The 14388-nt window shown below is 65.9% G+C and carries 13 protein-coding genes; 7 read left to right on the top strand and 6 right to left on the bottom strand.

Features of this window, described 5'->3' with window-relative positions; genetic code table 11:
- Positions 1-10: 10 nt before the first annotated feature.
- On the bottom strand, positions 11-961 hold the full coding sequence (gene cpaB, locus PSEEN_RS03005) for a Flp pilus assembly protein CpaB (protein ID WP_011532014.1): 951 nt from the start codon (positions 959-961) through the stop codon (positions 11-13).
- Between the two features lie 286 nt (positions 962-1247).
- Between cpaB and PSEEN_RS03000 the strand changes: the two genes are divergently transcribed.
- Positions 1248-1430: a Flp family type IVb pilin gene (locus tag PSEEN_RS03000; RefSeq protein WP_011532013.1), complete on the top strand. Its 183-nt coding sequence runs from the start codon at positions 1248-1250 to the stop codon at positions 1428-1430.
- A 41-nt stretch (positions 1431-1471) separates the two neighbouring features.
- Positions 1472-1879: a response regulator gene (locus PSEEN_RS02995; protein ID WP_011532012.1), complete on the top strand. Its 408-nt coding sequence runs from the start codon at positions 1472-1474 to the stop codon at positions 1877-1879.
- 141 nt (positions 1880-2020) lie between these two features.
- Here the strand turns inward: PSEEN_RS02995 and PSEEN_RS02990 are convergent, their stop codons facing one another.
- From PSEEN_RS02990 to PSEEN_RS02970, 5 genes are all read right to left on the bottom strand, one after another.
- On the bottom strand, positions 2021-3685 hold the full coding sequence (locus tag PSEEN_RS02990) for a ShlB/FhaC/HecB family hemolysin secretion/activation protein (protein WP_011532011.1): 1665 nt from the start codon (positions 3683-3685) through the stop codon (positions 2021-2023).
- 87 nt (positions 3686-3772) lie between these two features.
- Positions 3773-4060 carry a YceK/YidQ family lipoprotein gene (locus PSEEN_RS02985; protein WP_011532010.1) on the bottom strand — a complete coding sequence of 96 codons (288 nt, stop codon included), beginning with the start codon at positions 4058-4060 and terminating at the stop codon, positions 3773-3775.
- Positions 4057-4686, bottom strand: a complete 630-nt coding sequence (ubiX, locus tag PSEEN_RS02980; protein WP_011532009.1) for a flavin prenyltransferase UbiX — start codon at positions 4684-4686, stop codon at positions 4057-4059. Before ubiX ends, PSEEN_RS02985 begins: the two co-directional genes overlap by 4 nt.
- The gene (gene mpl, locus PSEEN_RS02975) at positions 4683-6032 is read right to left on the bottom strand and encodes a UDP-N-acetylmuramate:L-alanyl-gamma-D-glutamyl-meso-diaminopimelate ligase (protein ID WP_011532008.1); all 1350 of its coding nucleotides are present in this window, start codon (positions 6030-6032) and stop codon (positions 4683-4685) included. The genes ubiX and mpl overlap by 4 nt, the downstream gene beginning before the upstream one ends.
- Before the next feature lie 66 nt (positions 6033-6098).
- Complete coding sequence (locus PSEEN_RS02970) at positions 6099-8075, bottom strand: sigma-54-dependent Fis family transcriptional regulator (RefSeq protein ID WP_011532007.1); 1977 nt, start codon at positions 8073-8075, stop codon at positions 6099-6101.
- Between the two features lie 266 nt (positions 8076-8341).
- Between PSEEN_RS02970 and exaC the strand changes: the two genes are divergently transcribed.
- From exaC to PSEEN_RS02945, 5 genes are all read left to right on the top strand, one after another.
- On the top strand, positions 8342-9862 hold the full coding sequence (exaC, locus tag PSEEN_RS02965; protein ID WP_011532006.1) for an acetaldehyde dehydrogenase ExaC: 1521 nt from the start codon (positions 8342-8344) through the stop codon (positions 9860-9862).
- Positions 9863-9986: 124 nt separating this feature from the next.
- A complete protein-coding gene (gene eat, locus PSEEN_RS02960) occupies positions 9987-11435 on the top strand; it encodes an ethanolamine permease (RefSeq protein ID WP_011532005.1) in 1449 nt (482 codons plus the stop codon).
- 49 nt (positions 11436-11484) lie between these two features.
- The gene (locus PSEEN_RS02955) at positions 11485-12879 is read left to right on the top strand and encodes an ethanolamine ammonia-lyase subunit EutB (RefSeq protein WP_011532004.1); all 1395 of its coding nucleotides are present in this window, start codon (positions 11485-11487) and stop codon (positions 12877-12879) included.
- Positions 12880-12887: 8 nt separating this feature from the next.
- Positions 12888-13706, top strand: coding sequence for an ethanolamine ammonia-lyase subunit EutC (gene eutC, locus PSEEN_RS02950; protein WP_011532003.1), 819 nt, complete (start codon positions 12888-12890; stop codon positions 13704-13706).
- Positions 13707-13814: 108 nt separating this feature from the next.
- Positions 13815-14273, top strand: coding sequence for a GNAT family N-acetyltransferase (locus PSEEN_RS02945; protein WP_011532002.1), 459 nt, complete (start codon positions 13815-13817; stop codon positions 14271-14273).
- Positions 14274-14388: the final 115 nt, after the last annotated feature.

Here is a 14388-nt window from a genome sequence, read left to right as displayed (position 1 = left end):
CCTTGCCTGGTCAGGGGGTCTTGTTCAGGTCGTTGGCCGCCTGGGCGCCACGAATGATCTGCATGCCTGGCGCGCCACCCGCGGCGGCGGCCGGGTTGGCCAGCGGCACCTGGGACAGCTGGCTGAAGCGGTAGAGGTCGCGGTTGGCGGCGGCCAGTTGCGGGCTGGCGTCTTCGCCGGACCAATAGCGCGCAAGCAACTGCTCGTCGGCGCTGCGCACGGCCAGGCGCAAGGTGCCGGCCTGGGCGGCCAGCATCAACCGGCTGGCCAGGGCCTCGGGCACGGCCAGCCCGACGGTGCGGGTAGCGTTGCTGTTCAGGGCCTGCTGGTCGCGGCGGGCCTTTTGTTCTTCGGCGGTCTGTGCCGGGCGGCCATCGTTGGCCAGGCCCGTCTGATGGTCGACACTGAGCACGCGCAGGGCCGGCAGCACCACCTGGGCCGAAGACTGCGGGTTGTTGTTCTCCTCGCGCAGGAACAACAGCACATCGACGAAATCCCCAGGCCGCAACTGCCCGGCGGCGCCAATCACATCGTCCACCGCCACGGCGACGGCACGTTCGTTGGCGCGGATCATCCGCGCCAACGGGCCACCGGCCTGGAAGCTCGAATCATCGAGCCAACTGCCGGCCGCCAACGGCCGCGAACTGCTGCGCCCGAGCACTTGGTCGAGCTGCTGGAACGCGCCTGCAGGCACGACCTGCAAGCGTTCGACCAGCACGTCGTCCTCGGTCAGCGGCACGTTGGCCGGCACTGCCTTGCGCAGCACCACGATGGGTGAGCGTGGCGGCTCAGGCGGTTGCGCGGGTACGGCGACGGGAGTTGGCGCCGGCAAGGCGTCGGCGGCAGGCACCAGCGGTGCCGGCGGCTCGGGCGGACGGCTCAGGCGCAGCCCCCAGTAGCCCGCCAGCAACGCCGCGAGGAGAAACAGGCCAGCCAGGATCATGGTCAAGCGACTGCTCATTCCCGCCCTCCCTGTGCCCGTGATCGATGCTGGCAAAAAGTAACTATTTCGCTATTGCACGGTAGCCGAGCCCTGCCGATTCGCCATTAACTGGTTAGCGTTTTTCGAGCCATGAAATTGACGCACAGGCAAAACAGTAACTTAGCCTCGCCGATTGTGACCAATACTTTTGGATTAATGCCTTGTTACATTTGCAGCCGGCCATGGCTTGACGATCCTGTGATGGCAAAGGGGTGTCACTTTCAAGCCCCGCGACCCGCGCCACATGAGCGCAAGGAGACATGCCATGCTGCTGCAACTGATCCTCCTTCACTGCAAGCACTTCCTCCAGCGCAAGGATGGCGCCTCCGGTATCGAGTACGCGGTGATCGCCGCCATGGTCGCGGTGGTACTGGCGGGCTTCGTCACCCCCATCGGCACCGAAGTCAGTGCCATCATGACCAGCATCAAGACCGCCATCACCCAGTGATCGCAGGCCAGGACGTCTGACCGACAGCCCGGGAGCCGAGCATGCCGACCTCTGCATTGCGTCAGCAGATTCTCTTGGTGGACGACGACGAGCACGCCCTGCTGGAGCTGGCCGAGCTGCTGGAAAACGAAGGCTTTGCCTGCCACACCGCCAGCTCCGTGCGGGCAGCCCTGCAACAGTTGACCCGGCACCCGGACGTGGCGCTGGTCATCACCGACCTGCGCATGCCGGAGGAAAGCGGCATCGGCCTGATCCAGCGCCTGCGCGACCACACCGCCCGCCAGCACCTGCCGGTGATCGTGATGTCCGGGCACGCCGACATGGACGACGTCAGCGACCTGTTGCGCCTGCAGGTGCTCGATCTGTTCCGCAAGCCCATCTATCACGCACGCTTGCTGGAAACCCTGGAGAACCTGTTTCCCAAGCCGCTGTTGCAAGCCGTGAACTAGCAAAGCGCAAAGCCCCGTGAACCCTGCAAAGCATTCGCCGGCAAGGCCGGCTCCTACAGGTACGGCGCCAGCCTCAAGGCCAACGCCGCACCTGTAGGAGCCGGCTTTGCCGGCGAAAGGGCCAGTACAGTCGGCACACTCTCAGAGCTGGCAACTGAAGCTCAGCGTAAACCTGGGCCGACGGTCGAGGTTGTCCAGGGCAACGTCCGCCAGCGGCTTGGCCAGTTCCACGGCGACGTTGAAGTAACGCCTATCCCCCAAGCGCACCCCCAGCGCGGCGGACGACAACTTCGCCTCGCGTACATCCACCTCGTTGAACCAGGTCCTGGCGGCATCGACCACGACGTAAGGCTGCACCACCTTCAACCACTCGCCGCCGCGCCTGAAGCTGTAGTTGACCTCGTAGGCCAGCCCCCAGCCCTTGTCGCCACTCGCCTGGTCTTGGGGATAACCGCGACCGAAGCCCTGGCCACCGAACAGCACCCGCTCGCTGTCGGGCAGGCTGTCGCCGCTCCAGTACATGGCGGCCGATGCCACGCCCTGCCAGTGATCGGTGAAATCGTCACTCTGCAGCCCGGATGCCCGCAGGCGCAGGAAGTCCAAATCGTAGCCAGCATTGCTGCGCGCCCCGAGGTAGTCCATGCCCTGATAGACCCCGGCACTGAGCATCCGCAGGCGCCCGGCCTCGACCTTGCGCCAGTCGCCTTCGAAGGACAACGCACGAACATCGGTCGCGGTATCCGCTTGCTGCGCCGCCCCCTGATAGTCGACCCGGTCCTTGACCACGTAGAAACGCCCCACCACCTCCAGCCACTCGTCGGGCGCAGCGATCAACGGCTGGCCGAGACCGATCGCATAACGGTCACTGTCACGGTGCTGACGCAGGTCGGTGCCATCGTCCAGTCGCACGCGGGTACGTGGCTCGCTGCGGTAACGCGAAGCCGAGAGTTGCAGTTGCAACCCTTGGTCATCGATGAACTGGCTGTAATCGAGGCGGGCGTAATGCGCCTCGTCGTCGCCGGGAGGTGCCAGCACAGTGGCGAGCACCTGCTCGGCACGGCGGGTCTGGGCGTTGCTGGCGACACTAACCAAGGCCTGCGGATCAGCGCGGCTGCCATCGTTCGCGATCACGTTGCCAGCAAAGGGCCTGCGCGACACCTGGACGACCAGCCGGGCGGCGCCATCGTCGGCAACAGGTGCCTCGACCCTGGCCTGCAAGGTCACGCCAGGGATACGCCCCATCAGGCTGACATAGCGGTCCAGGGTCTGCCGGGTCAGCGGGCGTTCGGCCTTGAGGCGCTCAAGCAACCTGACCAGGTAGGCGCGTGCTGGCCCGATATCACCTTCAATCTGATAATCGTGGACATGACCCTCCACCAACGCCACCTGCACCCGGCCGTCACTGAAGTCCTGCGGGGGTAGATAGGCGTAGGAAAGCAGGTAGCCATCCTGCTGATAACGCCGAGTGAGGCGTTGGGTGAGTTCGCTCAGCTCGGCCAGGCTGAGCGTCTGGCCGATGATGGGCTGGTAGTGATCGCGCAATTCGCTCAACGCATAGACGGTACCGCCCTCGAAACGCACCTTGCGCACCTGCACTCGGGTGTCCATCGCCAAGGATTGCTGGCGAAGGGTGTAAGGCGCCGCCACCTGCACGAAGGGCTCCCCCGGACGGTAGGCCTCTACCGGCAAGTTCGCCGTGGGCAGGCGGCTTTCGCTTTCATTGCCATCGAGGTAACTGGGCAGGGGCTCGGCGCGAACGCTGGCCCCCCAGGACAACGCCAGCATCGTCAACAGCATCAGGCGCATGCGGACACTCCGTGATCCAGAAGGCCACCGCCCCGTACAGGCAAGCGGCGCGCTTGAGGATCAGCGTAGGTGCAGCCCCCCGATGGGTCAAAGCCCGCCCGTGGCGTTGAAGCCCACCCCCGCCGCCGTCAGCAAGGACAGGGGCAGCAACAAGGTGTCCAGCAACGCGCTGCCCGGCAGGTCCAGCCCCGGATAGGCCGGCGCCGTTGCCCCGAAGCGGTCTTCGGGGCAACAGCCGCCGTTCATCACGTACAGGTCCAGCCGCGTGCCGGCGTACACCACCGGCGCGCCGGGCTTGTTGGCGTCCAGGGTACGCACCGTGGCGCAGCCGCCCACTTGCATCAATACCAGCAACCCCAGCAACGCCCGCCTCAATCGTCGACCCCGTGGTGGTGCTCGCCCCAGCGCGGCAGCATGTCCTGGGGAATGTTCAGCAGGTTGAGGATGCGCGCAACGACGAAGTCGACCAGGTCGTCGATGGTTTGCGGCTGGTGGTAGAAGCCTGGCGCCGCCGGCAGGATCACTGCGCCCATCTGCGACAGCTTGAGCATGTTTTCCAGGTGAATGGTTGAAAACGGCGCTTCACGCGGCACCAGGATCAACTGACGACGCTCCTTCAGTGTCACGTCGGCAGCCCGCTCGATCAAATTGTTGCAAGCTCCGGTGGCGATCGCCGACAGGGTGCCGGTGGAGCACGGCACCACCACCATCGCCGCTGGCGCGCCGGAACCCGAGGCCACCGGCGACATCCAGTCCTCCTTGCCGTACACACGGATCTGCCCGTCGGCGGCCCCGGTGTATTCAGTGAGGAAGGCCTGCATCGCCTGGGGCTTGGCCGGCAGCACCACGTCCGTCTCGGTGGCCATCACCAGTTGCGCGGCCTTGGAGATCAGGAAGTGCACCTCACGGTCCTCGCGCACCAGGCAGTCGAGCAGGCGCAGGCCATACTGCGCCCCCGATGCCCCGGTCATGGCCAGGGTGATGCGCTCCGGCCCGCTCACTTTAGGGCCTCGGCCAGCTTGCCGTGCAGGCCGCCGAAGCCGCCGTTGCTCATGATCACCACGTGGGTGCCCGGGCGAGCCTGGCCCTTGACCCGGTCGATGATCGCCTCGAGGCTGTCGGCGACCACACTTGGGACCTTGCACTGGGCAGCGGTGCCGGCCAGGTCCCAGCCCAGGTTGGGCGGCGCGTACCAGATCACCTGGTCGGCATCGTTGACGCTTTCCGGCAGGCCGTCGCGGTGGGCGCCGAGCTTCATGGAGTTGGAGCGCGGCTCGATCACCGCGATCACCGGCGCCTCGCCGACGCGCTTGCGCAGGCCATCGAGGGTGGTTGCAATGGCGGTCGGGTGGTGGGCGAAGTCATCGTAGATGGTCACGCCTTGAACCTCGGCGACCTTCTCCATGCGCCGCTTGACGCTCTTGAACGCGCTCAGGCCCTCGATGCCCATGGCCGGGGCCACGCCCACGTGGCGGGCGGCAGCCAGTGTGGCCAGGGCGTTGGCGACGTTGTGCTGGCCAGTCAGGGCCCAATCCACCACGCCTTGCGCCTCGCCCTCGAACAACACCTCGAAACGCGAACCATCCGGGCTGAGCAGGCGCGCCTGCCACTGGCCACCCTCTCCGGTGGTCTGCACCGGAGTCCAGCAGCCCATGCCGATCACCCGCTCCAGCGCCTGCTCGGTGGTCGGGTGGATCACCAGGCCTTCGCTCGGGATGGTCCGCACCAAGTGGTGGAACTGCCGCTCGATGGACGCCAGGTCCGGGAAGATGTCCGCGTGATCGAACTCGAGGTTGTTGAGAATCGCGGTGCGCGGGTGGTAGTGCACGAACTTCGAGCGCTTGTCGAAGAACGCACTGTCGTATTCGTCGGCCTCGACCACGAAGAACGGCGTGCCGCCCAGGCGCGCCGACACCGAGAAGTTCTGCGGTACGCCGCCGATCAAAAAGCCCGGGCTCATGCCGGCATGTTCCAGGACCCAGGCCAGCATGCTGCTGGTGGTGGTCTTGCCGTGGGTGCCGGCCACCGCCAGCACCCAGCGCCCCTGCAGCACATGGTCGGCCAGCCACTGCGGGCCGGAAACGTAGGGCAGGCCCTTGTTCAGCACGTACTCCACCGCCGGGTTGCCCCGCGACATGGCGTTGCCGATCACCACCAGGTCCGGTGCCGGCTCCAGCTGGGCCGGGTCATAGCCTTGGGTGAGCTCGATGCCCTGGGCTTCGAGCTGGGTGCTCATCGGGGGATAGACATTGGCGTCGGAGCCGGTGACGCGGTGGCCCAGTTCCTTGGCCAGCACGGCCAGCGAACCCATGAAAGTGCCGCAAATACCGAGAATGTGAATGTGCATGATCGACCTCGCAAAACGTCGAGGCAGGGTAGCCCACGGCGAGGGAAATCGCACCCGCTGTTTCGCTCAGCCGGCCCGGGCGATGCCGTGTTTGCGCAGTTTTCGATAGAGGGTGTTGCGGCTGATGCCCAGGTGCTCGGCGACGTGGGTCAGGTGCCAGCGGTTTGCCTCCAGTACCGCGAGCAGTGCATCGCGCTCGGCATGCAGGAGCGGCCTTGTGTCGCGAATGGGCTGCAACGCAGCCCCGGTTGGATCAGTAGCGCTGCTGGAATCCTGGGGCCGCTGCGCGGCCCTTTCGCGGCTCAAGGCCGCTCCTACAGAGGGCGCGCCCTTCTGGACGATTGGGGGGAGATCCGAAAAATCGATATGTGGGCCTTCGCACAACGCGACCAGGGTCCGCAGCACATTGCGCATCTGCCGCACATTACCCGGCCAGGTGAAGTCCAGCAGCGCCTGGCGGGCGGCGGGCTCGAGGCCAATGGCCTGGCCCTCGGCCTCTTGCGCCAGGAGGAAGTCCAGCAACTGCCCCTTGTCGCTGCGCTCGCGCAGCGCCGGCAACGCCACCTCCAGGCCATTGAGGCGGTAATAAAGGTCTTCACGGAAACCGCCCTGCTCCACCCGTTCCAGCAGATCGCGGTGAGTGGCGCTGATGATCCGGACATCCACCGCCTGCGGCTCGCCGCCGATGGGCACCACCTGGCGCTCTTCAAGCACCCGCAGCAGGCGGGTCTGCAAGGCCAGCGGCATATCGCCGATCTCATCAAGCAACAGGGTGCCGCCGTCGGCCTGCAACAGTTTGCCGCGCATGCCCTCCTTGCGCGCACCGGTGAAACTGCCACCGCGATAGCCGAACAGCTCGCTCTCTATGAGACTTTCCGGAATCGAGGCGCAGTTGATCGCCACGAACGGCTTGTGCCGACGGGCGCTGACCTGGTGCACGGCCTGGGCGAAGGCCTCCTTGCCGCAACCGGTCTCGCCACGCAGCAGCAACGGCACGTCACGCTCGAAGACACGCACGGCGCGGCGGAAATCGTTCTGCAGGGCTGGGTCGAGCAGGCAGATGCCCGGCTCGCTGGCCTGGGGCAACGCCACCGGCACCGACCAGACCGGCGTGCGCGCCTGGCCACGCAGGCTGGCGAATACCTGCCGGCCATCACGAGTATGCAACGGCCAGGCAGTACTGCCTTGTGGCGTAGCGCGACTGAACAGTTCGTCGTGGCTGCACGCAAAGAAGCTGTCCACCGGCTTGCCCAGCACACCGCCGCGAATGGTACCCAGCAGATTCAACGCGCTCTGGTTGGCCGCGCAGATCCGCCCGTCGCCATCGAACGCCAGCAGGCCTTCGCTGAACAGCCCGACCGACTCGGCCTGCAAGTGGAAGCGCAGCAGCCATTGCTGTTCGAAGTGGCGTAGGAAATAGCAGCTCTCGATCATCTTCGCCGAGAGGTTGACCAGGGCCATGGTGTGGAACTGGCTCTGCCGTGACACATCCGGCCGCGCCGACGAGACGTCGAGCACCGCCAGCAATTCACCATGGGGGTCGAACACCGGGCTGGCCGAACAGGTCAGGCCCGTGTGGCGGCCGCGAAAGTGCTCGTCCTGGTGAATGGTCAATGCCTGGCGTTCGACCAGGCACGTGCCGATGCCGTTGGTACCTTCGCGGGCTTCGCTCCAGTCGGCGCCCAGCCACAGCCCGGCGCGCTCGAAGATGCGCCGCTCGCTGGGCGTGGTGACGCAATTGAGGATGACGCCCCGGGCATCGGTGAGCAGCACCGCATGGCCGGCGCCGGACAGTTGCTGGTGCAGGCTGTTCATCTCGTTATCGGCGATCTGCAGCACCTGGTGCAGGCGCTCGCGGCTCTCCAGCAGGCGGCCGTGCTCCAGCACGACGGGCGCTTGGGCGCGTGCGGGGTCGAGGTGGTAATCCTCCAGGCAACGCAGCCAGGAACGGGCGATGGACGGGTCGCTGCCCGGCCCGCTGGCCTGCCCGCGGGCGATGGTGAGCACCTGCTGGGCATGGCGGCTGAACGAATTGCTCTGCATGTGTTGTTGTTCTCCGCAGATCGATCGTCCCGCCAGCATCCTCCAGGCGCGAACGCTTTGCAATGCCGCGCTGACCACCGAGTCATGGGCGCGCCGGAAACGGTACAAAGTGTCACCCACCCCGTGCCACGCCTGGCACAAGGCATCGCCGCAGCGCCCCGGACACTGACCCAAGTCACTGATTTGCAAGGGCCCCACGGCACTGGCCCAACCTTTGCTCTACGCTTGGTAACTCCGCAACAATCACAACGACCAGGAGACACACCATGCGTTACGCACATCCCGGTACCGAGGGCGCGAAGGTTTCCTTCAAGAGCCGCTATGGCAACTACATCGGTGGTGAGTTCGTTCCTCCGGTAAAGGGTGAGTACTTCACCAACACCTCGCCGGTGAACGGCCAGCCGATCGCCGAGTTCCCCCGCTCCACCGCAGAAGACATCGACAAGGCCCTCGACGCCGCCCATGCCGCCGCCGATGCCTGGGGCCGCACCTCGGTGCAGGACCGCTCCAACGTCCTGCTGCGCATCGCCGACCGCATCGAGCAGAACCTCGAAGTGCTGGCCATCACCGAAACCTGGGACAACGGCAAGCCGATCCGCGAAACCCTCAACGCCGACATCCCCCTGGCGGTCGATCACTTCCGCTACTTCGCTGGCTGCATCCGCGCCCAGGAAGGCGGCGCCGCCGAGATCAACGAAAACACCGTGGCCTACCACATCCACGAACCGCTGGGCGTGGTCGGCCAGATCATCCCGTGGAACTTCCCGCTGCTGATGGCCGCCTGGAAGCTCGCCCCAGCCCTGGCCGCCGGCAACTGCGTGGTGCTCAAGCCCGCCGAGCAGACCCCGCTGGGCATCACCGTGCTGCTGGAGCTGATCGGCGACCTGCTGCCCAAGGGCGTGCTCAACGTGGTGCAAGGCTATGGTCGCGAGGCCGGCGAAGCCCTGGCCACCAGCAAGCGCATCGCCAAGATCGCCTTCACCGGCTCCACCCCGGTCGGCGCGCACATCATGAAGTGCGCCGCCGAGAACATCATCCCGTCCACCGTCGAGCTGGGCGGCAAGTCGCCCAACGTCTACTTCGAGGACATCATGCAGGCCGAGCCTGCCTTCATCGACAAGGCCGCCGAAGGCATGGTGCTGGCGTTCTTCAACCAGGGCGAGGTGTGCACCTGCCCGTCGCGGGCGCTGGTGCAGGAGTCGATCTACCCGCAGTTCATGGAAGTGGTGATGAAGAAGGTGCTGCAGATCAAGCGCGGCGACCCACTGGACACCGACACCATGGTTGGTGCCCAGGCCTCGCAGCAGCAGTTCGAGAAGATCCAGTCGTACCTGAAGATTGCCCAGGAAGAAGGCGCCGAGCTGCTCACCGGCGGCAAGGTGGAGCAACTCGAGGGCTCGCTGGCCAGCGGCTATTACATCCAGCCGACCCTGCTCAAGGGCAACAACAAGATGCGCGTGTTCCAGGAAGAAATCTTCGGCCCGGTGGTCAGCGTCACCACCTTCAAGGACGAAGCCGAGGCCCTGGCCATCGCCAACGACACCGAGTTCGGCCTCGGCGCCGGTGTGTGGACCCGCGACATCAACCGCGCCTACCGCATGGGCCGCGGTATCAAGGCCGGCCGCGTGTGGACCAACTGCTACCACCTGTACCCGGCGCATGCCGCGTTCGGTGGCTACAAGAAGTCCGGCGTCGGCCGTGAAACCCACAAGATGATGCTCGACCATTACCAGCAGACCAAGAACCTGCTGGTGAGCTACGACATCAACCCGCTGGGCTTCTTCTAAGCCCCTTCGCCAGCAAGCTGGCTCCTACCTGTCCCCGTAGGAGCCAGCTTGCTGGCGAACCGTCCCCTGGCCCACATCCTGCAACACCTTCACCACTCAAAAACGAAAAAAACAGGTGAACACCATGCCAAGCGATCACTCCGCCGGCGCGCCGGCGAGCTCCTCCGTCGACTTCGAAAAAGTCGGCTCGGACTATTTCCAGCAACGTGAACTGAAGAAAGGCGCCGCCGGCTGGGTCCTGCTGGTGGGCCTGGGCGTGGCCTACGTGATCTCCGGCGACTACGCCGGCTGGAACTTCGGCCTGGCCCAGGGCGGCTGGGGCGGCATGTTCCTCGCCACCCTGCTGATGGCCACCATGTACCTGTGCATGTGCTTCTCCCTGGCGGAGTTGTCGTCGATGATCCCCACCGCCGGCGGCGGCTACGGCTTCGCCCGCAGCGCCTTCGGCCCCTGGGGCGGCTTCCTCACCGGCACGGCGATCCTCATCGAGTACGCCATCGCCCCCGCGGCCATCGCCGTGTTCATCGGCGCCTACTGCCAGTCGCTGTTCGGCATCGGCGGCTGGATGATTTATCTCGCCTTCTACATCGTGTTCATCGGCATCCACATCTTCGGGGTCGGCGAGGCGCTGAAGCTGATGTTCATCATCACGGCCATCGCCGCCATTGCCCTGGCCGTGTTCCTGATCGGCATGGTGCCCCATTTCGATGCAGCCAACCTGTTCGACATCGCCAAGACCGACGCGGTTGGTGCAAGCAGCTTCCTGCCGTTCGGTTACGTCGGCGTGTGGGCGGCGATCCCCTACGCGATCTGGTTCTTCCTTGCGGTCGAGGGTGTACCCCTGGCCGCCGAGGAAACCAAGAACCCCAAGCGCGACCTGCCCCGCGGTCTGATCGGCGCCATGCTGGTACTGCTCGCCTTCGCCCTGCTGATCCTGGTGGTCGGCCCTGGCGGCGCCGGTGCCGACGCACTGAAGGCCTCGGGCAACCCACTGGTCGAGGCGCTGGCCAAAGCCTATGGCGGCTCCACCTGGATGGGCGGCTTCGTCAACCTGGTCGGCCTGGCCGGCCTGATCGCCAGCTTCTTCTCGATCATCTACGCCTATTCGCGGCAGATCTTCGCCCTGTCCCGTGCCGGCTACCTGCCGCGCAAGCTGTCGGAAACCAACAAGAGCAAGGCGCCGGTGCTGGCCCTGGTGATCCCCGGGATCATCGGTTTCGCCCTGTCGCTGACCGGCCAGGGCGACCTGCTGATCCTGGTGGCGGTGTTCGGCGCGACGCTGTCCTACGTGCTGATGATGGCCGCGCACATCACCCTGCGCATCCGCCGGCCGAAAATGGAGCGCCCGTACCGCACCCCAGGTGGCATCTTCACCTCGGGCGTGGCCCTGGTGCTGGCCTGCATCGCCGTGGTCGCCGGCTTCCTGGTCGATCCGCGGGTGGTGATCGGCGCCGCCTTGATCTATGCCGTATTGATTGCCTACTTTGCTTTCTACAGCCGCCATCACCTGGTGGCCGGCACGCCCGAAGAGGAATTCGCCGCGATCCAGCAGGCCGAAGAGGCCCTGCACTGAGCGCCGACCCACGCCGCAGGCCAGCCCTGCGGCGCCCTGGAGATTCTGTATGGCAAGTTTCGTGCACACGGTCGGTCACCAGATCTACCGTTTCGACAGCCTCAAAGAAGTGATGGCCAAGGCCAGCCCGGCGCGCTCGGGCGATTACCTGGCGGGCGTCGCCGCCAGCAACGATGGTGAGCGGGTCGCGGCGCAGATGGCCCTGGCCGACATCCCGCTGACGCACTTCCTCAACGAGGCGCTGATCCCCTACGAGCAGGACGAAGTCACCCGGCTGATCATCGACACCCATGACAAACAGGCCTTCGCCCCGGTCAGCCACCTGACCGTCGGCGGCCTGCGCGACTGGCTGCTGGGCGAGCAGGCCGACGAACACAGCCTGCGCGCCCTGGCGCCGGGCCTGACGCCGGAAATGGCCGCCGCGGTGTCGAAGATCATGCGTGTACAGGACCTGGTGCTGGTGGCGCAAAAGATCCGCGTGGTCACCCAGTTCCGCGGCACCATGGGCCTGCGCGGCCGGCTGTCGACCCGCCTGCAGCCCAACCACCCCACCGACGAGCCGGCCGGCATCGCCGCCAGCATCCTCGACGGCCTGCTCTACGGCAACGGCGACGCCATGATCGGCATCAACCCGGCCACCGACAGCATTGCCTCGATCTGCGCCCTGCTGGAGATGCTCGACGCCATCATCCAGCGCTACCAGATCCCCACCCAAGCCTGCGTGCTCACCCACGTCACCACCTCGATCGAGGCGATCAACCGTGGTGTGCCGCTGGACCTGGTGTTCCAGTCCATCGCCGGCACCGAAGCGGCCAACGCCAGCTTCGGCATCAACCTCAACGTGCTGCAGGAAGGCTACGAGGCCGGTCTGTCGCTCAAGCGCGGCACGGTCGGGCAGAACCTGATGTACTTCGAGACCGGCCAGGGCAGCGCGCTGTCGGCCAACGCCCACCATGGCGTCGACCAGCAAACCTGCGAAACCCGCGCCTACGCCGTGGCCCGCCACTTCAAGCCATTCCTGGTCAACACCGTGGTCGGCTTCATTGGCCCGGAATACCTGTACAACGGCAAGCAGATCATCCGCGCCGGCCTCGAGGACCACTTCTGCGGCAAACTGCTGGGCGTGCCGATGGGCTGCGACATCTGCTACACCAACCACGCCGAAGCCGACCAGGACGACATGGATACCCTGCTGACCCTGCTGGGCGTGGCCGGGATCAACTTCATCATGGGCATCCCCGGTTCCGACGACATCATGCTCAACTACCAGACCACCTCGTTCCACGACGCGCTCTACGCCCGCCAGACCCTGGGCCTGAAGCCCGGGCCGGAATTCGAGGCCTGGCTGGAGCGCACGGGTATCTTCACCCAGGCCGATGGCCGCGTGCGCTTCGGCGACAACCTGCCACCGGCCTTCCGCCACGCACTGGCGCACCTGGCCTAGAGGTGACCATGGATCGACATACCCCCACCCCGGACAACCCCTGGCTGGCGCTGCGCAACCTTACCCCCGCGCGCATCGCCCTGGGGCGCACCGGCATCAGCCTGCCCACCGGCGCCCAGCTGGACTTCCAGTATGCCCACGCCCAGGCCCGCGACGCCGTGCACCTGCCCTTCGACCACGCCGGCCTGCGCCAGCAGCTCAGTGACCGGGGCCGCGACAGCTTGCTGCTGCACAGCGCCGCCAGCGACCGCCACCAATACCTGCAACGGCCCGACCTGGGCCGGCGCCTGCACGAGGACTCGGCCCAGCGCTTGCGCGAGCATGCCCAGGCCAACCCTGGCGGGGTGGACCTGGCCATCGTCGTTGCCGACGGGCTCTCCGCCCTGGCCGTGCACCGCCACACGCTACCCTTCCTGAGCCGCTTCGAGGAGCAGGCCGCCGCCGAAGGCTGGACCAGCGCCCCGGTGGTGCTGGTGGAACAGGGCCGCGTGGCGGTGGCCGACGAAGTGGGCGAACTGCTGGGCGCGCGCATGACCGTGATGCTGATCGGCGAACGCCCGGGCCTGAGCTCGCCCGACAGCCTCGGGCTGTACTTCACCTACGCGCCCAAGGTCGGCCTCACCGACGCCTACCGCAACTGCATCTCCAACGTGCGCCTGGAAGGCCTGAGCTATGGCATGGCCGCCCATCGCCTGCTGTACTTGATGCGTGAAGCCTGCCGGCGACAGCTTTCGGGGGTGAACCTCAAGGACGAAGCGGAGGTCCATAGCATCGACAGCAATAACACCGGCACCAAAAGCGGAAATTTCCTACTCGGAGAAGGGTAAGAAACATGTCATGGAAGGCGGATTGCGCTTCTACCCTGCATTAGGCAGCATGCGTACTGACGCAGCTGGCAATCCGCCGTACCCCCACATGGACTCAGAGGCCCGCACATGCGCATCATCAAGGCAACCCTCGAGCACCTCGACCTGCTCACTCCGCTGTTCGTGAAGTACCGTGAGTTCTATGGGCAGCTGCCTTACCCGGACAGCTCGCGCAAATTCCTGCAAAAACGCCTCATGCGCAGCGAATCGATCATCTACCTGGCCCTGCCGGATGACGCCGACGACCGTCTGCTGGGCTTCTGCCAGCTCTACCCAAGCTATTCGTCGCTGTCACTCAAGCGCGTGTGGATCCTCAACGACATCTACGTGGCCGAAGACTCGCGGCGCATGCTGGTGGCCGACCACCTGATGCGCGAAGCCAAGAAGATGGCCAAAGAGACCAACGCCGTGCGCATGCGCGTGGCCACCAGCAGCGACAACGAGGTGGCGAGGAAGACCTACGAGTCCATGGGCTTTCGCAAGGACACCGAGTTCGACAACTACATCCTGCCAATCAGCCAGGACTGAACGCCTGCCTCACCTCGGACCTGTAGGAGCGGCTTCAGCCGCGATCACCCGCAACGCGGGTGCCAGGCACGGCGCTGCCTGCATCGCGGCTGAAGCCGCTCCTACACGGTAACCC

Origin of the sequence: Pseudomonas entomophila L48, assembly GCF_000026105.1 — a bacterium.
GTDB classification, from domain to species: domain Bacteria; phylum Pseudomonadota; class Gammaproteobacteria; order Pseudomonadales; family Pseudomonadaceae; genus Aquipseudomonas; species Aquipseudomonas entomophila.
This window is presented reverse-complemented; position numbering and strand designations above follow the sequence as displayed.

Coding starts and splice junctions, on each gene's coding strand:
- eat (WP_011532005.1), top strand. CDS start 9,987: ATGCCAAGCGATCACTCCGCCGGCGCGCCGGCGAGCTCCTCCGTCGAC.
- PSEEN_RS02970 (WP_011532007.1), bottom strand. CDS start 8,075: ATGCAGAGCAATTCGTTCAGCCGCCATGCCCAGCAGGTGCTCACCATC.
- PSEEN_RS02955 (WP_011532004.1), top strand. CDS start 11,485: ATGGCAAGTTTCGTGCACACGGTCGGTCACCAGATCTACCGTTTCGAC.
- mpl (WP_011532008.1), bottom strand. CDS start 6,032: ATGCACATTCACATTCTCGGTATTTGCGGCACTTTCATGGGTTCGCTG.
- exaC (WP_011532006.1), top strand. CDS start 8,342: ATGCGTTACGCACATCCCGGTACCGAGGGCGCGAAGGTTTCCTTCAAG.
- PSEEN_RS02945 (WP_011532002.1), top strand. CDS start 13,815: ATGCGCATCATCAAGGCAACCCTCGAGCACCTCGACCTGCTCACTCCG.
- PSEEN_RS02990 (WP_011532011.1), bottom strand. CDS start 3,685: ATGCGCCTGATGCTGTTGACGATGCTGGCGTTGTCCTGGGGGGCCAGC.
- PSEEN_RS03000 (WP_011532013.1), top strand. CDS start 1,248: ATGCTGCTGCAACTGATCCTCCTTCACTGCAAGCACTTCCTCCAGCGC.
- PSEEN_RS02995 (WP_011532012.1), top strand. CDS start 1,472: ATGCCGACCTCTGCATTGCGTCAGCAGATTCTCTTGGTGGACGACGAC.
- cpaB (WP_011532014.1), bottom strand. CDS start 961: ATGAGCAGTCGCTTGACCATGATCCTGGCTGGCCTGTTTCTCCTCGCG.
- eutC (WP_011532003.1), top strand. CDS start 12,888: ATGGATCGACATACCCCCACCCCGGACAACCCCTGGCTGGCGCTGCGC.